Genomic DNA, 22761 nt, shown 5'->3' on the forward strand with positions numbered 1-22761 from the left:
TATGAAAAAAGCGTCCCAGGGGACCACGGCGCGGCAATTTTGGTCAGCTACCCAAAGGGGCCAGATAGGGCCTGAACTGCTCTATGAGCGGCAAAAAGAGGTCATTTTGGGAGCCGTGTTACCGCTGCTTGAATCAAGCGACCGGCTACTCGATATTGGCTGTGCAGATGGCCAGTTTTCTTTGCTCTATGCACAGAAGGTAGCAGAGGTAAAGGGCATTGATCTCGGGTCAGAGCTTATTCGCCAGGCCCGCGATCAGGCAGCCAAGACCGGAGCGGCAAACGTTCAGTTTGAAGAGGTAGACATCTTCGAGTTTGAGACGTCGGAAAGATTCGAGGCGGTTAGCCTGATGGGGGTACTTACTACCATCGCCGATGATTTGAGTGCTGCTCGGGTATTGCTACGAGCTGCTGAAGTACTGAGTGATAATGGCGTCTTGATTCTCAAGGATTCGGTGCTGGTCGACGCTGACTCCTCAGTCACGGTGGCTACCGATAGCTACGAGGCTGTGTACCGGACCGAGTCCTCCTATCTGGCGCTGGTTCGCTCTCTAGGGTTCGAGCTTTCATCTCGTCACCCTCTGCTGACAATGGATAATTATCAGCAGACGAGCATTCTTTATGTGTTTAGGCATCAGCTGCCCGAGCCCGTCGAAACGCCTCATTCCGGCTTGAGGGTGGCCTGTTATGGCAGCATGCCGTTCCACTTTCGCTCGCTAAGACCACTGTCAGCCTGTTTTGAGAAGAGCCTGCTGAGCCTGGATATCGCTGAGGTGATGGCTTGGCGGCCCGATGTCATCGCGGTGGCCGATGGTTGGTCCGTGGAGTTCTGGCGCGACTACTGCGATGCCCATGGAGCAACGCTCGTCGCCATGCGGCATGGATCTGTCACGCGTTATGGCTACGCCGAACCGCAATACAATCTAGCTGATTACATGTGCGGCAGCGGTTGGGACATAGAGGATACGCTGCTGTCTGGAGTCCGCCCACGCCAAGGATTTTTGCTAACCGGCAATGCCTGGGTGGATCAGGTCTTCCGGCTGCCGAAAAGAGTACCAGTCCACGACTGTCCGACTATTCTATTCGCCCCTACGTACAATCCGGAACTCAGTGCTGCAGTCTATTTCGGTGAAAGATTGGTGCCACTCATACGCCAAGTCTTTCCGACTGCAAGAATTATCATAAAGCCGCATCCTGCGATCGTTCAGTACGAGCATGCCTTTGTCGTCGAGAAGGAACGCTTCCGCAATCTGATGGTCGTGTGGCGGATGCAGGCAGCTTCCGATTCGCTGGTCGAATTGATCGATGATCCTGAAGCCAGTATTGCTGATAGCTTTGCCGAAGCGGACATTTTGGTTGCTGATCGCTCTTCGCTGCTGTTTGAGTTCATGGCTCTGGATCGTCCGATTTTGCTGTACTCCAGTGAGAAGCGGGTGGAACACTGGGAGTACAATCCTTCGGCGCCTGGTAATGCGTGGCGGGATATAGGACTGGAGTTTCAGGACGACGTTGAGTTTCTAAGTTTGCTAGGGAATGTCTTCGATGCTCATGAAAAGCGTTGCCGAAAAGCTCAATTGGAGCGAACCCAAGCACTTCATGGCCGTTATCAAGATGGCCTGTCCACTCAAAGAGTGGCGTCTGCTATAGGTAATCTTCCCCGTGTAACCGTCGTCATCAACGGCTATAACGAGCAACAATCGCAGCTGTTGTCTGAAAATGTCGCCCGGGAATGGCCGACTGCCCGTGTGGTACTGATTGGGCAGACGATCGATAGAGCGGATGTTACTTCCTACGCAAACCTTCTCCAATGGACGAATGCATTGGAGAAACAAGGCAAAAAAACCGGGCTCTTCCTGCTGCTTGAGGGTCATTACTGGATGCAGCCAGGTAGTTTCCATCCGCTATCGATAGCGCTGGCGGAAAGCGGTAGAGGCACCTTTCGCGGTAGACGTCATATTTTGTCTGCTGCGGTCGATACCGCTATGGATGACGGCGGAGAGGCGGGTTGGTTACGTGAGCGGCTGTCCAGGGTGTTTGGTAGAACCTGTTGGCAACTGGTGACTTACGATGGATTGATCGTCGAGGTCGCGCAATTACGTTCGCAACTGAGCGAAGCAGCAATGGAGGTGTGGTGGCATTCGTTGACGACGCCTGCACCTGCCTCGACGAATCCGCTGTACGTTACGCCAGGGCCAGGCGTCACCAAGCTGGTCGGTAGCGTGCATTACCTCTTCGGCGAAGAATCCAGGTTGAGTATCACCTCGGATATCCGAGCTGACTGGTACGGAAGAGGGCGGCTGCGGCTCCATCTGGCGGCTCTTAAGCAAAAGAACTACAGCCATTTTCCAGTTGGCTTGACGTTTACCGTCAATGGGCAGGTCCTTGAACAGCGATTCGAGATTGCTGAGGCGACACAGGCTTTTGATATTTTCTTCGCGCCTGACGCCCAAGGACGTGCCGAAGTAGGTATTTTCTGTAATGGCAGCTTTCCAGGCATGCAAGGACTGGTTAGCTCCATTTCACTTTCGGGTACCTTCGATGAGGTTGAGGTACTGCCGTCGACTGTCGAGTCCGATCAGGCCGAAAGGCCCCTCCCTCATATAGTACGTCTCACCGACGACTTGGCTGAGTCACTTACCGCCTACCAGATCTGGAGTGCCTCGCGACATTTCGACATCGGCCAGAAGGCATTGATCGCCGCCTGGGGTGCTGGCAAGGAGCCTCGCACGCAAGTGCTGGTCGTGCTACATGGCAATGTACTGGACGCCGAACTTCTGGCGCGCTCCCTCTCTAGCATTGGAACTCAGCTCTATCCTGTAGCAGGTGTAGTGGTCATGGCTTCAGAAGGCCAAGGGCCGACTCCGACTGCCGCTGATCAGTGGCTGCCTGTGGGCAGCTGGCGTGATTTACCCCAGGTGCTTGAGTCCACAGGCGCGCGCTGGTTCATGGTCATGGAGGCCGGCGACGTCTTGGCGGAGCATGCCTGTCTATTGATCGCTGAGCATGTCCAGCAGCATCCTGGATGGCAGTTCTGCTATGTCGACGAAGACGTTCAGCTAGACGCGGTGGAGTACACCAACCCGCTGTTCAAGCCTGACATCAATCTCGACCTGCTGCGCAGCTATCCCTATATCGGTCCGCGAGTGGCTGTCGCCGCCCAGGGCTATCGCGACTTGCAGGGATTTGCTGACGATATCGGTGAGTTGGGTCCCTATGATTTTGCTTTCCGGGTGGTAGAAGCCTATGGCCTCGACGCCGTGGGACATATACCGGAAGTGCTGATACATGCTCATTGCTCTTTTGGTGAATGGGTTTCGCGCATTAATGTACAGCCTTTTATAGCTCCTGTGGTGAGTCGTCACCTGGAGCGGCTGAATGTTCCCCATAAAATATATGCTGGCGCACTCTCCGTGATAAATCGAATAGCCTATGGCTATTCCGGAGAGCCGAAGATCAGTCTAATCATACCGACCAAGGATCAGTTGTTCTACTTGCGTCGTTGTATTGAAAGTATCTTCGAGAAGACGTCCTATTCCAACTATGAAATCATCATCGTAGACAATGGAAGCACTGATGCGGCCACCTGCGAGTGGCTTCAGGGAATACGAGATCTCCAGACGCCGCAGTTGCGGGTAATCGATTACCCTGAGGTTTTTAACTACTCGGCAATGAATAATCTCGCCGTCGAGCATTCCAGCGGCGACTATCTGATTTTGCTCAATAATGATACCGAGGTGATTCAGCCAGACTGGATACAGGCATTGCTCAATCATGCGAGGCGCCCCGAGGTCGGGGTGGTAGGAGCCAAGCTGCATTTTCCTGATGGGCGTATCCAGCACGCGGGTGTCGTGCTAGGACTGGACGGGCCAGCCGATCATGCCTTCATAGGTCTGCCGGCGGATGATCCCGGTTACATGCATCGTATGGTAGTTGATCAAAACTATCTGGCGGTAACAGCTGCGTGCCTCATGGTCCCGCGTTCGTTGTATCTCGAGGTTGGTGGACTTGATGAAGGTGATTTTCGTGTTTCCTACAACGACGTCGATTTCTGTCTGAAAATACGCCAAGCCGGCTATCTCTGTGTCTGGACGCCCTATGCGGTTCTCATGCACGAAGGCAGTGTCAGTCAGCGCGAAGTCGATAAAAGCAGTTACTCGGAAAAGGTCAATAGATTTACCGCTGAGCAATTGGCGATGTATGACCGATGGCTGCCTGTGATTGCCAACGATCCCAGCTACAACCGGAATCTTGCGCTGACGAAACCAGGTTTCGAGCTTGATCCTCGAGAGGCAGGCTGGAAGCCAATGTTCGCCTCACTCAGTCCGCGTATCTTGGCGATGCCGGCTGACGACAGCGGTTGTGGTCACTATCGGATTTATCAACCCTTCAAAGCGCTCCGCGAGCGTGCGCTGATTGAAGGTGGTATAGGCGCAGATATCCTTTCCCCGGCGGAAATCGACCGGATCGCGCCTGATACGATAGTTCTGCAGCGACAGATACTGGATGAGCAGATAGATATGATTCAAAGGCTCAAAAGGTACTCTACCGCGTTTCGCGTCTTCGAGCTTGATGACTACCTGCCTAATTTACCGCTAAAGAGCGTCCACCGAGAGCATATGCCCAAGGATGTCCTGAAGTCTTTGCGCAGAGCGCTCTCTCTGGTGGATCGCTTCGTCGTCTCCACTGACGCCTTGGCCGAGCAATTCGCAGATCTGCACTCTGACATCAGAGTGGTCAACAATCGTTTGCCCATCAAATGGTGGGGAAGTCTAACGCCGCACAAGGCCGCTTCTTCACGTCCACGGGTTGGGTGGGCGGGAGGCATTGGGCATCAAGGGGATCTCGAATTGATTCACGATGTTGTTCGGGATCTAGCGAACGAAGTGGACTGGATCTTTTTGGGCTATTGCCCTGAAAGCTTGCGGCGTTATGTGAAGGAGTTTCACCATGGGGTGCAGATAGGGCAGTATCCCCAGCGCCTTGCCGACCTTGCTCTGGATCTGGCCATTGCGCCGCTGGAAGACAATGTATTCAACGCCTGCAAGAGCAATCTGCGGCTGCTTGAGTATGGAGCCTGTGGCTATCCGGTGGTGTGCAGCGACGTCCGTGCCTACGCCGGGAGCCTGGACGTGGTTCGCGTCAAGAACCGCTACAAGAATTGGGTGGAAGCCATCCGCGCTCAGGCGGGTGACCTTACTGCCAGCCGGCTAGCGGGACAGAGACTGCGCGCTCAGGTCATGGGTAACTGGCTATTGGACGAGAAGGCCGCTCTGGCCTGGCAAGCGGCCTGGTTGCCAAGCTGATTCAAGAATATGGCTTACTGGCCGATACGAAGGTAGATCGTACTCAGGAGGGAAGCTACGGCTTCCCTTTTTCTTCCTCGCAAAAAAAGCAAGAGGAAGCGAAAGAAAAATTAAAGCTTCCTGAGTCCACGCCGATAAACAAGATGAATGCGAAATGCAGGGGCGCCTGAGCAAGCAGGCCCCGTTCGCATGCTCAGGCACACACCGTTCTACTGGAGGACGCCACCATGGCCCTTACCGTCAATACCAACATCTCTTCGCTGAACACCCAACGTAACCTGCAGGCTTCGTCGAACTCCCTTTCGACCTCCATGCAGCGGTTGTCCACCGGTAGCCGCATCAACAGCGCCAAGGATGACGCCGCCGGCCTGCAGATTTCCAACCGTCTGACCAATCAGATCAATGGTCTGAACCAGGCGACCCGCAACGCCAACGACGGCATCTCCCTGTCGCAGACGGCTGAAGGCGCCATGCAGCAGTCGACCAACATCCTGCAGCGTATTCGTGACCTGGCCGTACAGTCCGCCAACGGTTCCAACAGCGATGCTGACCGTGCTGCCCTACAGAAAGAAGTATCCGCCCAGCAATCCGAGCTGAGCCGTATCGCTGACACCACTACCTTCGGTGGTCGTAAGCTCCTCGACGGCTCCTTTGGCACCACCAGCTTCCAGATCGGTTCCAACGCCTACGAAACTATCGACATCACTTTGAAAGATACCTCGGCGACCGCTCTGGGCTCCTATCAGATCGGCGGCGGTGCCACCACCGAGGGTGCTAACGGCACTACCAAGGCTGGTAGCGTGACCGCTGGTAGTGGCGCTGTTTTCTCCAGCGGCACCATCAACGTAGTAGGGGGTGGCAAGTCCGAAAGCGTGACTGTTGCCACCACCGACAGCGCGAAAACTCTGGCCGAAAAGTTCGACGGCAAGATTCCAGGTCTCGCAGCGTCCGCTCGTACCGTAGTGCAAGCTGAGGTCGGCGTTACCAGCGGCTCGATCAACATGAAGATGACGGTTGGTTCGAACTCCGTCGACCTGGTGGGTGTTACCAGCACCGAGGAAATGGCAGCTCAGATCAACTCCAACGCCAGCAAGCTCGGAGTCACGGCGAACTATGATAAGGACAGCAAGAAGCTGACCATCACTTCTGCCTCGGGTGAGAACATCAAGTTCGGTGGTGACACCAATAGCGCGACTGGTACCGTCAAGCTTGCCTCGCAGGGCACCGATGGAAAATTCAGTGCGGCGACCGATATCCGCGCCAATGGTGGTACTGCGACCGGATACGTGAAGCTGGACTCCCCGACGACCTTCGCGATGACCGGCGCCACGACCGAAGTGTTTGGCAAGAAAACGGCTGACCTGAGTAAGGTTTCTGATGTCGACATCTCCACTGCCGACGGTGCCCAGAAAGCTCTCGGCGTCATCGATCAGGCCCTGGCGAACATTGATAGCCAGCGCGCCGACCTCGGTGCCGTGCAGAACCGCTTCGATAACACCATCAGCAACCTGACCAACATCTCGGAGAACGCTAGCTCAGCTCGTAGCCGAATCAAGGATACCGACTACGCGGCCGAAACGGCGAACCTGTCGAAGAATCAGGTGCTGCAACAGGCCGGTACCGCGATTCTGGCCCAGGCCAAGCAGCTGCCGCAGTCGGTACTGAGCCTGCTTCAGTAAGGCGAAGCGATCAGCAAGGCAGGGAGAAGGGGGACGCCTCTTCTCCCTTTCTTCCGTTGTGAGGACAAAACATGGACATCGTCAAAGCATCGGGTTTTGCCGCAGTGCCTACCTCGGGCGTTAATTCGGGAGGAAGCGGGATAGCTGCCGTTTCGTCTTCGGAAAAATCAGCGGCCACTGAGCAGGACAAAACCCAAAAATCGTCTGCAGCTGTCAAGCAAGACGATGTGGAAAGTGCTGTCTCTGGGCTGAAATCGAAGCTACAGAATGATCATCGCAATCTGGATTTCAGCGTCGACGATTCTACCGGTGAGGTAGTTGTCAAGGTAATCGATGGTGAGTCGGGCAAGCTTGTGAGACAGATTCCGACTGAGGAAGTATTGAAGCTGTCCAAGCAGCTCGATGACTTTCGAAGTCTGATGTTCGAAGCCAAGGCCTGAGCGGCACGGATCTTGTAACCAAGAATCCAAAACGACGAAACGTTGGCGGGGAGATTGATGACATGGCAGGTATCTCTGGTATCGGCGGCTCTGGGCTCGATATTGACAATATTGTCAAAACGATGGTGGCAGCTGAAAAGGCTCCCAAGCAGAATCAGATCACGAAGACCGAAAGCCAGGCGGTAGCTCAGCTCACGGCCGTCGGTTCGCTCAAGAGCGCGATCAGCGATTTCCAGAGCGCCCTGACCACGCTCAATAGCCCCTCCAGCTTTCTGGCCCGTTCGGTCAGTACGTCCAAATCGGATGTGTTGACGGCAACGGCCAGCCAAAGTGCCGGCCTGGGTAGTTACCAGGTCGAGGTCAAGCAATTGGCCGCAGGTAGCAAGGTTGCCCTGGGTGCCGTGAGCGCTAAAGACAAGTTCGGCCAGGGTACCCTGGACATCAAGGTTGGCAGCACCTCGATCCCTGGCATCAAGATCGACTCAACCAATAACACGCTGGCGGGTATTCGCGACGCCATTAATACGGCGGGTAAATCTCAAGGCCTTAGCGCAACCATCGTCAGCGATACCCAGGGTGCACGCTTAGTACTGAGCAGCACTCAATCGGGTGACGGCAACGACATTGCGGTGTCGGTCTCAGGAGACGATGGCAGCGGCACCCAGAGTCTTTCCAAGCTGGAGTTCACACCGCCTGCCAAGCCTGCCGACAGCAACGTGGTCGACCCGCCGACGCCAAGTGATCCGGCCGCCGCGCGGATGCTGACCAGGGCGCAAAGTGCCCTCATGACCGTGGATGGCCTGCAGGTCTCCAGTAAGACCAATACCGTCAGTGATGCCATCGAAGGTGTCAGCTTCACCCTCAAAGCCAAGACTGACAAAGATACGCCCATGACCGTGGGGGTAAGCCAGGACGAAGCCGGGGTGAAAGGCAACGTCAAGAAGTTCGTTGATGCCTACAACAAACTTATGGGTGTCATTAAAACCCAAACGTCGGTAACGACCGTTGGTGAAAACAGCGCTCCTATCACTGGCGCGCTGGTAGGTGATGCAACTACTCGGACCCTGACCAGCACCATTCGTAATGAATTGGTCAATATGCAGGGCACGGGGTCCATCAAAGCGCTGGCCGATCTGGGGATCACCACCCAGAAGGATGGTACGTTGGCAATCGACGACACCAAACTGACCAAAATGGTTACTGGCAGCTTCTCTGATCTGGCGGGCTTTTTCACGGGTGATAATGGTCTGGCCGCGCGGATGAAGGGCAAGCTCGACGTCTATACCCAGGCTGGCGGCATCCTTGAGCAACGCACATCGGCCCTGAGCGATGTGCGTAAGAAGGTAACTGAGCAGCAAACGGCTCTGAACCTTCGGATGACCTCGCTTCAGGAGCGCCTCTACAAGCAGTACAACGCCATGGACGCGACCTACTCGCAGCTGTCCAGTACGGCGTCCCAGTTGGCTTCTTCCCTGGCGTCTATGCCATTCGCCACCAAGAACTCCTGACGTAGGGAATTTACCTAATAAAGCGTCAAGTTCTGCCTGTGACGACCGATAAAGAGTTATCGGAAACACACAGAGGTTGTGACATGAACGCAATGACAGCTATGCGCCAATACCAGCAGGTCGGTCTGCAGGCGCAGGTGTTCGAAGCCAGCCCTCATCAGCTGATTCAGATGCTCATGCAGGGCGCCCTGGATCGTCTGGCCAAGGCGCAAGGTGCCTTGGAGCGCGGTTGGCTACCGGAGAAGGGTGAGCTGATCGGTAAGACCGTCTCTATCATCGCCGGTCTCAAGGACGTCCTGGATTTCGAGCAGGGTGGCGAGATCGCCACCAACCTGGATCGTCTGTACGACTACATGATCCGCCGGCTCAGCGAAGCCAACCGCAACAACGATCCTGTTATCCTTGAAGAAGTATCCGGCCTGATCCGCGAGATCAAGTCCGGCTGGGATGCCATTGCCCCCTGATCTGGAGTCGACCGATGAACGTCGCCATGCAAAAGACCCCGGTGGAACGCGTCGAGCTCGTTCATGAGCAGATGGCCGCTGCGCTCAAGGCCGGAGACTGGACGCGGATCGCCGAGCTGGATCTGGATTGCCGGCTGTTCGTCGATGAAGCGCTGTATGCCACCGGCGACGAGGCTGTGGCCCTGCGGGCCAGCCTCGAGCGCCTGCTGGTGCTCTATGCGTCCATGCTGGAAACCTGCAAGGTAGAGCGGGATGCTACCGCTCAAGAGTTGACCAAACTCAATAAGTCGAATCAGGCCGCCAAGGTCTATCAACTGTTCGGTTGACTGTCATCTGTTGGACGGTAATTCAAAGTTTGGATATTTCGCCGCCATAAAATTGACCCCGCATCACAATTTGTCTTAACTTGCGCAAGATGCCGACCAGTTGGCACTTGGATGCAGGCGACACCTGCGCGTAGCGAACCGACAAGCCGAATTGGGGCAGGGACATGTGGCGTGAAACCAAGATCCTTCTGATCGACGATGAAGCCGAGCGGCGCAAGGCGGTATCGGTCATTCTCGATTTTCTCGGCGAGGCGCATCTCGCCTGCACCAGTTCCGATTGGCAGTCCTCCCTCGAAGCGCTCGACAGCAGTCGGCAAGTCAGCTGCGTGCTGGTTGGGCGCGTCGACAGTCGCGGCAACAGTGTCGAGCTGCTCAAGCAGATCGTCGCCTGGGACGAGATGGTCCCATTGCTGCTGCTCGGTGAATCGGTGCAACCGGAGTGGCCGGACGACGTTCGCCGTCGTGTGCTGGTCTCCCTTGAATATCCGCTGGCCTACAACAAGCTGCTGGATTCCCTGCACCGTGCCCAGGTCTATCGCGAGATGTACGACCAGGCTCGGGATCGCGGTCGTCAGCGCGAACCCGAGTTGTTTCGTAGTCTGGTGGGCACCAGCCGCGCCATCCAGGGTGTACGCAAGATGATGCAGCAGGTGGCCGATACCGAGGCCACGGTGCTTATCCTCGGCGAATCCGGCACCGGCAAGGAGGTGGTGGCGCGCAACCTGCACTTCCACTCCAAGCGTCGCGAGGCGCCCTTCGTGCCGGTCAACTGCGGCGCGATTCCCGCGGAGTTGCTGGAAAGCGAGCTGTTCGGCCATGAGAAGGGCGCCTTCACCGGCGCCATCACCAGCCGCGCTGGTCGTTTCGAACTGGCCAACACCGGCACCCTGTTTCTCGATGAGATCGGCGACATGCCGCTGCCCATGCAGGTGAAGCTCTTGCGTGTGTTGCAGGAACGGACCTACGAGCGGGTAGGCAGCAACAAGACCCAGAGCGTGGACGTGCGCATCATCGCCGCGACCCACAAGAATCTGGAGCAGATGATCGCTGCGGGCACCTTCCGCGAAGACCTCTACTATCGCCTCAATGTCTTCCCCATCGACATGGCGCCCCTGCGCGAGCGGGGTGAAGACATTCCGTTGCTGATCAACGAATTGATCGCCCGGATGGAGCATGAGAAGCGTGGCTCCATCCGCTTCAACTCGGCGGCCATCATGTCGCTGTGTCGCCATGAGTGGCCGGGCAACGTCCGCGAACTGGCCAACCTGGTGGAGCGCATGGCGATCATGCATCCCTATGGCGTCATCGGCGTGGCCGAATTGCCACTCAAGTTCCGCTACGTGGAGGACGAAGCCGATCCCATGGTGGAGTCCCTGCGCGAGGAGTTGCAGGAGCGCGAGGCCATGGCCGGGATTGGCACCGTCGAGGTGTCGTCCTCTGCGTTGCTGCCCAGCGAAGGCCTGGATCTCAAGGACTACTTGGCCAATCTGGAAAAGAGCTTTATCCAACAGGCGTTGGACGATGCCGGTGGCGTCGTGGCCCGTGCTGCCGAGCGGCTGCGCATCCGCCGGACCACCCTGGTCGAGAAGATGCGCAAGTACGGTATGGGCCGTCGCGACGACGAGTTCGACGAAGAGATCTAGCGGGCTCTTTGTAGGTTGGGCTGAGCGCAGCGAAGCCCAACGGTGCTCAACTCGGCCATGCGGTTGGGCTTCGACGATGGAGCCGCCTCCACCCAACCTACGGCTCGTTTCTCTCCCAACAAGCGTCACTACTAAGCGGCATGGGTCTTGCTCCAGCCTGGACAATGTCAATTGTTCGTCGCGAGCCTAGCCTATGCCTGCGCAAGCCCTTTCTGCCGCTGTCCCCAACGATGCTGCCGTGGAGGCCTCCGCTTCGGCGCAGGCCCGTGAAGCCCTGGGGCAGATGTCGCGTCAGCTGAGCGAATCTTTCCAGTTGCTCGAAGCCCGGATGAATTCGCTGCAGGGTGAACTGGAGTGGGTGTCCGCCCAGCGCTTGCAGGAGTTGGCGGAAAAGGAACGCCTGGCCAGCCGGCTGCAGAATCTGCTCGACGTCCTGCCTGCCGGCATCGTGGTGCTGGACGGTGCCGGGCGCGTGCGTGATGCCAACCCCGTAGCGGAGGCCCTGCTCGGCGAGCCGCTGGCAGGCGAGTTGTGGCGCTCGGTCATCGCACGGGCCTTCGCTCCGCGTCATGACGACGGCCATGAAGTCTCCCTGCGTGATGGGCGCCGCCTGTCCATCGCCATTCGCTCCCTGGACGGTGAGCCGGGTCAACTGGTGCTGCTCAACGACCTCACCGAAACCCGCCATCTGCAAGGCGAACTGGCGCGGCATGAACGGCTCTCGGCACTGGGGCGGACCATGGCTTCGCTGGCCCACCAGATCCGTACCCCGCTGACTGCGGCGCTGCTCTATGCCAGCCACCTGGAGGAGGGCGGTCTGGCGCTGGCGCAGCAGCAGCGCTTCGCCGGTCGGCTTAAGGAGCGACTGCACGAACTGGAGAACCAGGTCCGCGACATGCTGGTGTTCGCCCGCGGCGAATTGCCCCTGGCGGATCGACTGACGCCCAGCGCGCTGTTCAATGCCCTGCGCGAGGCCGCCATCCCTCACCTGGGCGACTGTCCCGTGCGTTGGCAACTCGACACCCAGGGTGGGCTGCTCGCCTGCAATCGCGACATGCTGGTAGGTGCTGCCTTGAACCTCATCCATAACGCCCTGCAGGCCATGGCCGGCGGCGGTCGCCCGGCGCGTCTCAAGATACATCTCCATCGCCGTGGCGGAGAATTGCGCCTGGCGATCAGCGACAGCGGCCCTGGCATCCCGCTGGCGGTCCAGCAACGGCTGGGCGAACCCTTTCTCAGCACCAAGACCACCGGCACCGGTCTCGGCCTGCCCGTCGCCCTCGCAATGGCCAAGGCCCATGGTGGCCGTCTGACCGTGCGCTCGCGGCTGGGTCGTGGCACGCTGGTGACCTTCATCCTGCCGCTGCTGGCGGGCGAGGAAATCTCGGCATGACCCTGCCCATCCTGCTGGTGGAAGACGACCGCGCCCTGCGCGAAGCCCTGGCCGATACCCTGGAGCTCGGCGGCTACCCTTATCGCGCCGTGGACAGCGGCGAGGCGGCCCTGCTGGCGCTGGCCGAGGAACCCTTCGGCCTGGTGATCAGCGACGTCAACATGCCGGGCATCGATGGGCATCAGTTGCTGGCCAGTATCCGGCTGCGCGATCCGGCGCTGCCGGTACTGCTGATGACCGCCTTCGGCAGCATCGAACGCGCCGTCGAGGCCATGCGTGGCGGCGCGGCGGATTACCTGGTCAAGCCCTTCGAGCCGCGCCTGCTGCTGGATACCCTGGCGCGCTGCTGCCCCCAGGGACGGCGCGTGCCCGGTGCTCGCCAGCCGGTGGCGGCCGATCCCCAGAGTCGACAACTGCTGGAGTTGGCCAGCCGGGTGGCCCAAAGCGAGGCCACGGTGCTGATCACCGGCGAATCCGGTACCGGCAAGGAAGTGTTGGCGCGCTTCATCCACGATCAATCGGCACGGGCGGAAGGCCCCTTCGTGGCGGTCAATTGCGCGGCCATTCCCGATCACCTGCTGGAAGCCATTCTCTTCGGTCACGAGAAGGGCGCCTTCACCGGGGCGATCGCCACCCAGCCCGGCAAGTTCGAACTGGCCCAGGGCGGCACCCTGTTGCTGGACGAGATTTCCGAAATGCCTCTGGGCCTGCAAGCCAAGTTGCTGCGCGTCCTGCAGGAGCGCGAGGTGGAGCGGGTCGGGGCGCGCAAGCCGATGGCCCTGGACATCCGCGTGGTGGCCACCAGCAACCGCAAGCTGGCGGAGGAGGTGGCCGCCGGACGCTTTCGCGAAGACCTCTTCTATCGGCTGTCGGTCTTTCCGCTGGCCTGGCTACCGCTGCGCGAGCGGCCGGCCGACATCGTACCCCTGGCCGAACGGCTGCTGGCGGTCCAGGCCGCGCGGATGAATCGGCCGGTACCGATCCTGAGCGCTGGTGCGCGCCAGGCCCTGGCCGAGCACCCCTGGCCGGGCAATGTGCGCGAACTGGACAACGCCGTGCAGCGGGCGCTGATCCTGCAACCGGGCCAACAGATCCAGGCCGAGGATTTCGGGCTGCACTGGTTGGCCACGGGTGTATCCCTGGCGCCTCGGGCGGCGCCCGTACCCGAGGCACACCCTGACGAGGCTATGCGCCCGCTGGATGCCGATCTGCGCGACCGGGAATTCCAGGTGATTCTCGATACCCTCAGGGCCGAGCGCGGTCGGCGCAAGGAGACCGCTGAACGCCTGGGCATCAGTGCCCGCACCTTGAGGTACAAGCTGGCGCAGATGCGCGACGCCGGCCTGGACGTCGAGCAGTCGCTTGCCGCCGGACACTGAGCGCGCAAGTCGATAGCCGGCTATCTACCGCCATGGAACCAACCCTCCGGCGTGCTGTTCTAGAGAAAGGATCGCGACTGCGGCGTGGGGTCGCAGAGGATGCCTGCCCCCGCCGTCCCGGACCTCGTCCGGCCGCTTTGCTTTTTCTCTTAGGCGCTGCCTTTGTTGAAAACGGTTTCAGGGACCGTAAAGACCGTTTTCGCCGCGGGTGGCGTGTCTGCCAGCACGAGGACGCTTGCCATGGGTTCCACCGCACCTTCCAGCTCCAACGCCGACCAACTGACCATCAATACCATCCGTACCCTGTCCATGGACGCGGTACAGAAGGCCAACTCCGGCCACCCCGGTACGCCGATGGCCCTGGCCCCGGTCGGCCACACGCTGTGGAGCCGCTTCCTCCGCTATCACCCCGAGCATCCGGACTGGCCCAACCGAGACCGCTTCGTGCTGTCGGTCGGCCATGCCTCCATGCTGCTCTATTCGCTGCTGCACCTCGCCGGGGTCAAGGAAATCGACGAGCACGGCACCGCCACCGGCAAGGAGGCGGTCAGCCTCGACGACATCAAGCAATTCCGCCAGCTGGATTCCAAGACGCCAGGCCATCCCGAGTACCGCATGACTACCGGGATCGAGACCACCACCGGGCCCCTGGGTCAGGGCTGTGGCAACAGCGTCGGCATGGCGCTGGCGCAGAAGTGGCTGGCCGCGCGGTTCAACCAGCCGGGCGTGACCCTGTTCGACTATGACGTCTACGTCCTCTGCGGCGACGGCGACATGATGGAAGGAGTCACCGGCGAGGCGGCCTCCATGGCCGGCCACCTGGGCCTGGATAACCTCTGCTGGATCTACGACAACAACACCATCAGTATCGAAGGCCACACCGAACTGGCCTTCAGCGAAGACGTGGCCGAACGCTTCCGCGGCTATGGCTGGCACACCCTGCACGTCAAGGATGCCAACGACGCTGAAGCCCTGGCCGCCGCCCTGCATCGCTTCAAGGGCAATACCGGCAAGCCGACCCTGATCGTGGTCGACAGCCTCATCGGCTACGGCGCGCCCAACAAGCAGAACACCGCGGCGGCCCACGGCGAGCCCCTGGGCGCGGACGAGATCAAGCTGGCCAAGAAGGCCTATGGCTGGCCGGAGGACGCCGACTTCCTGGTGCCCGACGAAGCCCGTCACCACCTGCGCGACGCCCTGCTGGAGCGTGCCAGCGGCCTTTACGAAGACTGGAACCGTGCCTTCGATCGCCTGCGTCAGGACGATCCGACTCGTGCCGATGAACTCCAGCGCATGCGCGCCGGCGAGATGCCTGACGGCTGGGACGCCAAGCTGCCCAGCTTCGACACCGACGCCAAGGGCGTGGCCTCCCGCGAGTCCGGTGGCAAGGCGCTCAATGCCTTTGCCCAGAACATTCCCTGGCTGGTCGGCGGGGCAGCGGATCTGGCGCCGTCCACCAAGACCAATCTCAAGTTCGACGGCGCGGGCAGCTTCTCCGCTCGTGAGCCGTCCGGGCGCAATATGCACTTCGGCATCCGCGAGCACGCCATGGGCTCCATCGCCAATGGCATGGCGCTCTGCTACCTGCGCAGCTTCACCGCCACCTTCCTGGTGTTCAGCGACTACATGAAGCCGCCGATCCGCCTGGCCTCCATCATGGAGCTGCCGGTGGTGTTCGTCTTCACCCACGACTCCATCGGCGTCGGCGAAGATGGCCCGACCCACCAGCCCATCGAGCACCTGGCGCAGCTGCGTGCCACGCCCGGTCTGCTGACCTTGCGTCCGGGCGATGCCAACGAAGCGGTGCAGGCGTGGAAGATCGCCCTGCAGCAGACCAATAGACCCTCCTGCATGGTGCTGTCGCGCCAGCCCCTGCCGACTTTGGATCGCAGCAAATACGCCAGCGCCGAAGGCGTGGCCCAGGGGGCCTACGTGGTAGCCGATGCCGAGGGCGGCACGCCCCAGGTGATCCTCATGGCCACCGGCAGCGAACTGGGTCTGGCGATGCAGGCCTATGAGCAGCTTCAGAGCGAAGGGGTGAAGGCACGAGTCGTTTCCATGCCCTGCTGGGAGCTGTTCGAGGAGCAGGACGAGGCCTACAAGCAATCGGTGCTGCCGGACGAGGTCCTGGGCCGCGTCGCCATCGAGCAGGCCGGTCCCCTGGGTTGGGAGCGCTATGTTGGGCGCAAAGGCGCCTCTGTCACCATGAGCACCTTCGGTGCCTCCGCGCCCATCGGCAAGCTGCAGGCTAAATATGGCTACACCGTGGAAAACGTGGTCAAGCTGGCCAAGGAACAGGCGCAACGCAAAGGGAGCGCCACATGAGCAATCCACTCAAACAGCTGACGGAGCAGGGCCAGGCGGTCTGGCTCGACTTCGTCAGCCGTGAATTTCTGGCCAAGGGTGAGCTGCAGAAGCTGATCGAGCGTGACGGCCTCACCGGGGTCACCTCCAACCCCTCGATCTTCGAGAAAGCCATGGGCCACGGCAGTGACTACGACGCCAGCCTCGAGGCCTTTCTGGAAAAGGCCGATGCCGAGCCGGTGGACGTCTACGAGCAGCTGGCCATCGAGGACATCCAGCAGGCGGCGGACATCCTGCGGCCGGTTTATGACCGCCTCGAAGGGCGTGACGGCTATGTGAGTCTGGAAGTCTCGCCCTATCTGGCGCTGGATACCCGCGCCACTCTGGAGGAGGGCCGGCGCCTTTGGCAGGCGGTGGATCGGCCCAATCTCATGGTCAAGGTGCCTGGGACGCCCGAAGGGGCGGTGGCCATCCGCAAGTTGATCGAGGAAGGGATCAACGTCAACGTGACCCTGCTGTTCGATCGCAATGCCTACATGGCCGTGGCGGAGGCCTATATCGCGGGTCTAGAGGCTAGACTGCACCAGGGCAAGGACATCAGTCGGCTCGCCAGCGTCGCCAGCTTCTTCATCAGCCGCGTCGATGGCGTGTTGGACAAGCTGATCGACCAGCGCAAGGGCGAGGATGCCGAGCTGGCCGAGCTGCGTGGCAAGGTCGCCATCGCCAATGCCAAGCTGGCCTATCAGGACTACCTGCGGCTGATCCAGTCGCCACGCTGGAAGGTGCTGGAAGCCAGGGGCGCCCACCCGCAGCGACTGCTGTGGGCCTCCACCGGCTCCAAGGATCCGGCCTATCCTGATACCCTCTATGTCGATCAGCTGATCGGTCCGGACACCGTCAACACCATGCCGCCCAAGACCATGGACGCCTTCCGCGACCATGGTACGGCAGCTCCCATGTTGAGCACTGACATCGAAGCCGCGCAGCGGGTGGTGGACGCGACTGCCCGTTTCGGGCTGGATCTCGATGGCGTGGCCAAGCGGCTGGTCAAGGACGGCGCCCGGCAATTCGAGGACGCCGCCGATGCCCTGCTGGGTGCGGTTGGGCAGAAGCGCCTCGATTTTCTCGGCGAGCGCTTGAATGCGGCGGACTATCGGCTGCCGCACGATTTGAATGAAGCCGTCGAGGCCCGCCTCGACGAGGCACGACGTGAAGGCTGGTCGCGCCGGCTGTGGCAGGGCGATGCCTCGCTCTGGACCGGTCGCGACGAAGACCAGTGGGTCGGCTGGCTAGCCGCCGCCCAGGGGCGTCAAGCCGATCCCGTGGCCCTGGAGGCCTTGGCCGACGCCGTGCGCAAGGAAGGCCTGGATACCGTGGTGCTACTGGGCATGGGCGGTTCGAGCCTGGGCCCGGAAGTGCTGGCCAATACCCTGGGTACCGCCCCTGGCGGACTGACCCTCAGGGTGCTGGATTCCACCGACCCGGCGCAGATCACCGCGCTGGAAGAGCAGTTGGACCTGCGCAAGACGCTGTTCCTGGTATCGAGCAAATCCGGCTCGACCCTGGAGCCGGAAATCCTGCGTGCCTATTTTCACCAGGCTGTCGAGCGCACGCTTGGTGCGGGCGAGGTGCAACGGCGCTTCGTCGCCATTACCGATCCCGGCTCCAAACTCGAAGCCAGCGCCACGGCCGAAGGCTACCGGGCCATTTTCCAGGGCGATCCCCACATCGGTGGGCGCTATTCAGTGTTGTCGGTGTTCGGCATGGTGCCTCTGGCGCTGCTGGGGCACTCGGTGGCCGATTTCTTCCAGGTGACCCAGCCCATGGTGCTGGCCTGCGGTCCCAGTGCGCCGCCTGCCATCAACCCCGGTATCCGTCTCGGCGTGGTGTTGGGCGAAGCGGTACGCGCCGGTCGTGACAAGGTCACTCTGATCGCCTCGCCGGGTGTCGCCAGTCTGGGTGCCTGGCTGGAGCAGTTGCTGGCCGAAAGCACCGGCAAACAGGGCAAGGGCATCATCCCGGTGGATCTGGAGCCGCTGGGCAGTCCGGACGTCTATGGTGCGGATCGGGTGTTCGTCAGCCTGGTGCTGGCCGGCGAGGAAGACGCCGAGCGCGACAGTCGCCTGCAGGCCCTGGCCGCCGCGGGGCATCCGGTGGTGGACATCCGTCTCGCCCGTGCCGAGCTGATCGGTCAGGAATTCTTCCGCTGGGAGGTGGCGACCGAAGTGGCCGGTGCCGTCATCGGCATTAATCCCTTCGATCAGCCCGACGTGGAAGCCAGCAAGATCAAGACCCGTGCGCTCACTGATGGCTATGAGCGCGACGGTCGCCTGGCCGGTGACGAACCCCTGCTGGAGGAGGGCACCCTGACCCTGTTTGGCGATGCCGACCTGCAGGGGCAGGACACCGCCCGCGCAGCGATCAAGGCGCACCTGGCGCGTCTGCAGCCCGGCGACTACCTGGCGGTACTGGCCTATCTGGAGCGCAATGCCGTGCACGAGGAGGCCTTGAGCGCCATGCGTGATAGCATTCGCGACAGCAAGCGCGTAGCGACCGTCGGCGGCTTCGGCCCCCGCTTTCTGCACTCCACGGGACAGGCCTACAAGGGCGGTCCCAACTCGGGTGTGTTCATCCAGATTACCGCCGATGCCCAGAACGACCTGGAGATTCCAGGGCGGAGTCTGAGCTTTGGTGTCGTCGAGGCCGCCCAGGCCAAGGGCGACCTCGAGGTGCTGGCCGAACGGGGACGGCGCTACCTGCGCGTGCATATCAAGGGCGGCGACATCGACGCCGGCCTGCAACAAATCGTCGAACTGGTCGAGGCGGCGGTCGCCTGACCTCAAGGAGTCATCAGCATGCAATTGGGAATCATCGGACTGGGCCGCATGGGCGGCAACATCGCACGGCGTTTGATGAAGCATGGGCATGAAGTCGCGGTCTATGACCGCAGTGCCGAAACCGTGGCCGGCCTCGGCCAGGAAGGCGCCATCACCGCCGATAGCCTGGATGGCGTCATCGCCGCCCTGGCACAGCCGCGGGCCATCTGGGTCATGCTGCCGGCCGGCGAGCCGACCGAGCAGACCATCGCCGAGCTGGCCGACCGCCTGGCTCCCGGTGACGTCATCATCGATGGTGGCAACACCTACTACAAGGACGATATCCGTCGCGCCAAGACCCTGGCCGAGAAGGGCATCGACTATGTCGACGTCGGCACCTCCGGTGGCGTCTGGGGCCTGGAGCGTGGCTATTGCATGATGATCGGCGGCAAGTCCGAAGCCGTCGAGCGCCTGGAGCCCATCTTCGAAGCCCTGGCCCCCGGCTATGGCAGCATCGAGCGTACCCGTGGCCGCAACGCCCCGGACGAGCGGGCCGAGCGCGGCTTCATCTTTACCGGTCCGGCCGGTTCCGGTCACTTCGTCAAGATGGTGCACAACGGCATCGAATACGGCCTGATGCAGGCCTATGCCGAGGGCTTCGACATCCTCAAGATGAAGAACAGCAGCAAGCTGCCGGAAGACGAGCGCTTCGACCTGGACCTGGCCGACATCGCCGAGGTCTGGCGTCGTGGCAGCGTGGTGTCCTCCTGGCTGCTGGACCTGACCGCCCAGGCCCTGGCCGGCGACGTCGAACTGGAGAAGTTCTCCGGCTCGGTGGCCGACAGCGGCGAAGGTCGCTGGACCATCGAAGCGGCCATCGAGGAAGCGGTACCGGTCAACGTCCTGTCCGCTGCCCTCTATGCGCGCTTCCGTTCCCGCCAGCAGGCCACCTACGCCGACAAGCTCTTGTCGGCCATGAGATTCGGCTTTGGCGGTCACGTCGAAATCCCGCAGTAAAACCCTGGCCGTTCCCCTGTGGAGCGGCCACGGGCCGCGTCCCGGGGAACGGCACCAGCCGCCCTCGTGGATAAGGCCCTGTCATGACCGATTCTCCTGCTGTGACCCCCAGCACCGCCGCCCAGGCGCGGCGCTCCTGCACCAAGGCGCCCACCGCGCCGTCAGCCACGCTCTTTCTGTTCGGCGCCAATGGCGACCTGGTCAAGCGACTGCTGATTCCCTCACTGTACAACCTCCTGCGTGACGGTCTGCTCGACGACCGCACCCAGATCATCGGTGTCGACCACAATCCCAACACCGACGAAGGTTTTGCCGACCGGCTGGAGGCCTTCATCCGTGACCAGGCCGAAGCCAAGGGCAAGTCCCGGGACGAGGCGCTGGATGCCGATCTCTGGGGCCAGCTGCGTGGGCGCATCCGCTATCTGCAGGGCGATTTCCTCGAAGACGCCACCTACCAGGCGGTAGGCGAGCGCATTGCCCAGGCCGACACCGACAACGCCGTCTTCTACCTGGCCACCGCCGCGCGCTTCTTTGGCGATGTGGCCGAGCGCCTGGGCAAGGCCGGGCTGCTGGAAGAACGCGAAGACGCCTACCGCCGACTGGTGGTGGAAAAGCCCTTTGGCGCCGACTTGGCCAGCGCCCAGGCGCTCAACCAGCGCCTGCTGGCGAACATGGAAGAAAAGCAGATCTATCGGATCGACCACTACCTGGGCAAGGAGACGGTGCAGAACATCCTGGTCAGCCGTTTCTCCAACGCCCTGTTCGAATCGTTCTGGAACAACCACTACATCGACCATGTGCAGATCACCGCGGCGGAAACCGTGGGCGTGGAGTCGCGTGGCGATTTCTACGAGAAGACCGGCACCCTGAGGGACATGGTGCCCAATCATCTGTTCCAGCTGCTGGCCATGGTCGCCATGGAGCCGCCGGCGTCCTTCAACGCCACCTCGGTGCGCGATGAGAAGGCCAAGGTGGTGGGTGCCATCCGGCCCCAGACCACCGAAGAGGCCCTGGTCAATTCGGTGCGCGGTCAGTACGCCGCCGGGACCATGAATGACAAGCCGGTGAAAGGCTATCGCGAAGAAGAGCGGGTCGATCCGCAAAGCCAGACCGAGACCTATGTGGCGCTCAAGCTGTTCGTCGATAACTGGCGTTGGGCCGGGGTGCCCTTCTACCTACGTACCGGCAAACGCCTGACCGCGCGCGACACCGAAATCGCCATCTGCTTCAAGCACGCGCCCTATGCGCAATTCCGCGATACCAAAATTGACCGGATGAAGCCCAACTATCTGATCATCCAGATCCAGCCGGACGAAGGCATGTGGTTCGATTTCCATGCCAAGCGCCCGGGGCCCCTGGTGGAGCTGGAAAACATCCGCATGGGCTTTGCCTATACCGACTTCTTCGAGATGCAGCCGTCCACCGGCTACGAAACTCTGATCTACGATTCCCTGATCGGTGACCAGACGCTGTTCCAGCGCGCCGACAACATCGAGAACGGTTGGCGCGCCGTGCAGCCGTTCCTCGACGCCTGGCAGCAGGGCGGTGAGGTGGAAAGCTATGCCGCGGGCAGCGCCGGTCCCGCCGGTGCCGACGAACTTCTGCAAAAGGACGGCCGCTCATGGCATCCCCTGACCTGATCCCCATCGACCTGCTGGTGTCGGATATCGATGGCACCCTGGTGCGTGACGACAAGAGCCTGAGCGAGGCGGTGATCGCTGCCGTCAAGCGCCTGCAGGCGTCTGGTAAAGCCATCACCCTGGTCAGCAGCCGCCCCCCGCGGGCGCTGCTGCCGCTGGTGCGGCAGCTGGGCATCGACCAGGCGGTGGCCGGGTTCAATGGCGGCAATCTGGTGGAAGCGGATGGCACCCTGATCCGCGCCCATCGGTTGGCGGAGCAGGTCACCCGCGAGGTGCTGGAGCGCCTGGAGCGCGAGGCCTTCGAAGTCTGGCTGTTCGCCGACGACCTCTGGCTGACCCGTGATGCACAGGGGCCCTACGTCCCGCGCGAGACCCGGGCGCTGGGGTACGGGCCGACCGTGGTGGAGTCCTTCGAACCCTACCTGGATAGAGTCGACAAGATCGTCGCTGCTGGTAGCGACCATGCGGGCCTCGAAGCCCTGGAGAGAGAGCTGGGCGAACGGCTGGGGGAGGGCGCCACGGTATTGCGCTCCCAGCTCTATTACCTCGACATCACCCACCCCAAGGCCAACAAGGGCGATGCCCTGATCGAACTGGCCCAGGCCGCGAGCGTACCTGTGGCGCGCACGGCGGCCATCGGCGATGGCAGCAACGATGTGCCCATGTTCCGCCAGGCCGGCCTGGCCATCGCCATGGGCCAGGCCGGCGCAGGAGTGCGGGAAGCGGCCGACCGGGTCACCGCCAGCAATCAGGAAGACGGTCTGGCCCAGGCCATCGATCGGTGGATCCTGGGGAGCTGATGGCTGGCGGGTGACGTTGGGCTTCGCTGCACTCAACCCAACCTATGCGT

Annotated in this window: 14 protein-coding genes; all 14 read left to right on the forward strand. The window is 61.2% G+C overall.

The genetic code is table 11. The annotated features are described in order from the left end of the window. Position 1 precedes the first annotated feature (1 nt). The 14 genes from LRS53_RS01885 to LRS53_RS01950 all read left to right on the forward strand — a co-directional run bounded on the left by LRS53_RS01885 (position 2) and on the right by LRS53_RS01950 (position 22711). A complete protein-coding gene (locus LRS53_RS01885) occupies positions 2-5302 on the forward strand; it encodes a glycosyltransferase (RefSeq protein WP_231354753.1) in 5301 nt (1766 codons plus the stop codon). A 227-nt stretch (positions 5303-5529) separates the two neighbouring features. Continuing rightward, entirely contained in the window at positions 5530-6981 is a 1452-nt protein-coding gene (locus LRS53_RS01890) for a flagellin (protein ID WP_231354754.1), read from the forward strand. A 71-nt stretch (positions 6982-7052) separates the two neighbouring features. Further along, positions 7053-7421 carry a flagellar protein FlaG gene (locus tag LRS53_RS01895; protein WP_007160428.1) on the forward strand — a complete coding sequence of 123 codons (369 nt, stop codon included), beginning with the start codon at positions 7053-7055 and terminating at the stop codon, positions 7419-7421. A 62-nt stretch (positions 7422-7483) separates the two neighbouring features. Further along, entirely contained in the window at positions 7484-8929 is a 1446-nt protein-coding gene (gene fliD / locus LRS53_RS01900) for a flagellar filament capping protein FliD (protein ID WP_231354755.1), read from the forward strand. A gap of 83 nt (positions 8930-9012) precedes the next feature. Then, positions 9013-9393 (forward strand): flagellar export chaperone FliS, encoded by a 381-nt coding sequence (gene fliS, locus LRS53_RS01905; protein WP_027601660.1) that lies wholly within the window; start codon positions 9013-9015, stop codon positions 9391-9393. A gap of 14 nt (positions 9394-9407) precedes the next feature. After that, positions 9408-9719 (forward strand): flagellar protein FliT, encoded by a 312-nt coding sequence (locus LRS53_RS01910; protein ID WP_231354756.1) that lies wholly within the window; start codon positions 9408-9410, stop codon positions 9717-9719. A 164-nt stretch (positions 9720-9883) separates the two neighbouring features. Further along, entirely contained in the window at positions 9884-11362 is a 1479-nt protein-coding gene (locus tag LRS53_RS01915) for a sigma-54 dependent transcriptional regulator (protein WP_231354757.1), read from the forward strand. 193 nt (positions 11363-11555) lie between these two features. Then, positions 11556-12755 carry a sensor histidine kinase gene (locus LRS53_RS01920; protein WP_269216615.1) on the forward strand — a complete coding sequence of 400 codons (1200 nt, stop codon included), beginning with the start codon at positions 11556-11558 and terminating at the stop codon, positions 12753-12755. After that, a complete protein-coding gene (locus LRS53_RS01925) occupies positions 12752-14134 on the forward strand; it encodes a sigma-54-dependent transcriptional regulator (RefSeq protein WP_231354758.1) in 1383 nt (460 codons plus the stop codon). The genes LRS53_RS01920 and LRS53_RS01925 overlap by 4 nt, the downstream gene beginning before the upstream one ends. A gap of 240 nt (positions 14135-14374) precedes the next feature. Further along, entirely contained in the window at positions 14375-16459 is a 2085-nt protein-coding gene (tkt, locus tag LRS53_RS01930; protein WP_231354759.1) for a transketolase, read from the forward strand. Further along, complete coding sequence (locus LRS53_RS01935; protein WP_231354760.1) at positions 16456-19275, forward strand: bifunctional transaldolase/phosoglucose isomerase; 2820 nt, start codon at positions 16456-16458, stop codon at positions 19273-19275. Before tkt ends, LRS53_RS01935 begins: the two co-directional genes overlap by 4 nt. A gap of 18 nt (positions 19276-19293) precedes the next feature. Continuing rightward, positions 19294-20271 (forward strand): phosphogluconate dehydrogenase (NAD(+)-dependent, decarboxylating), encoded by a 978-nt coding sequence (gnd, locus tag LRS53_RS01940; protein WP_017642029.1) that lies wholly within the window; start codon positions 19294-19296, stop codon positions 20269-20271. Between the two features lie 83 nt (positions 20272-20354). Further along, entirely contained in the window at positions 20355-21911 is a 1557-nt protein-coding gene (zwf, locus tag LRS53_RS01945; protein WP_231354761.1) for a glucose-6-phosphate dehydrogenase, read from the forward strand. After that, positions 21893-22711: an HAD family hydrolase gene (locus LRS53_RS01950; protein ID WP_231354762.1), complete on the forward strand. Its 819-nt coding sequence runs from the start codon at positions 21893-21895 to the stop codon at positions 22709-22711. Before zwf ends, LRS53_RS01950 begins: the two co-directional genes overlap by 19 nt. Positions 22712-22761: the final 50 nt, after the last annotated feature.

The organism is Pseudomonas sp. PLB05 (assembly GCF_021106615.1).
Lineage (GTDB): Bacteria > Pseudomonadota > Gammaproteobacteria > Pseudomonadales > Pseudomonadaceae > Chryseomonas > Chryseomonas benzopyrenica.

Excerpts from the sequence above, each read along its gene's own strand:
- LRS53_RS01925 (WP_231354758.1), top strand. The coding sequence starts at position 12,752 with ATGACCCTGCCCATCCTGCTGGTGGAAGACGACCGCGCCCTGCGCGAA.
- LRS53_RS01935 (WP_231354760.1), top strand. The coding sequence starts at position 16,456 with ATGAGCAATCCACTCAAACAGCTGACGGAGCAGGGCCAGGCGGTCTGG.
- LRS53_RS01915 (WP_231354757.1), top strand. The coding sequence starts at position 9,884 with ATGTGGCGTGAAACCAAGATCCTTCTGATCGACGATGAAGCCGAGCGG.
- fliD (WP_231354755.1), top strand. The coding sequence starts at position 7,484 with ATGGCAGGTATCTCTGGTATCGGCGGCTCTGGGCTCGATATTGACAAT.
- zwf (WP_231354761.1), top strand. The coding sequence starts at position 20,355 with ATGACCGATTCTCCTGCTGTGACCCCCAGCACCGCCGCCCAGGCGCGG.
- LRS53_RS01910 (WP_231354756.1), top strand. The coding sequence starts at position 9,408 with ATGAACGTCGCCATGCAAAAGACCCCGGTGGAACGCGTCGAGCTCGTT.
- LRS53_RS01920 (WP_269216615.1), top strand. The coding sequence starts at position 11,556 with ATGCCTGCGCAAGCCCTTTCTGCCGCTGTCCCCAACGATGCTGCCGTG.
- gnd (WP_017642029.1), top strand. The coding sequence starts at position 19,294 with ATGCAATTGGGAATCATCGGACTGGGCCGCATGGGCGGCAACATCGCA.
- LRS53_RS01895 (WP_007160428.1), top strand. The coding sequence starts at position 7,053 with ATGGACATCGTCAAAGCATCGGGTTTTGCCGCAGTGCCTACCTCGGGC.
- LRS53_RS01950 (WP_231354762.1), top strand. The coding sequence starts at position 21,893 with ATGGCATCCCCTGACCTGATCCCCATCGACCTGCTGGTGTCGGATATC.
- fliS (WP_027601660.1), top strand. The coding sequence starts at position 9,013 with ATGAACGCAATGACAGCTATGCGCCAATACCAGCAGGTCGGTCTGCAG.
- LRS53_RS01885 (WP_231354753.1), top strand. The coding sequence starts at position 2 with ATGAAAAAAGCGTCCCAGGGGACCACGGCGCGGCAATTTTGGTCAGCT.
- LRS53_RS01890 (WP_231354754.1), top strand. The coding sequence starts at position 5,530 with ATGGCCCTTACCGTCAATACCAACATCTCTTCGCTGAACACCCAACGT.
- tkt (WP_231354759.1), top strand. The coding sequence starts at position 14,375 with ATGGGTTCCACCGCACCTTCCAGCTCCAACGCCGACCAACTGACCATC.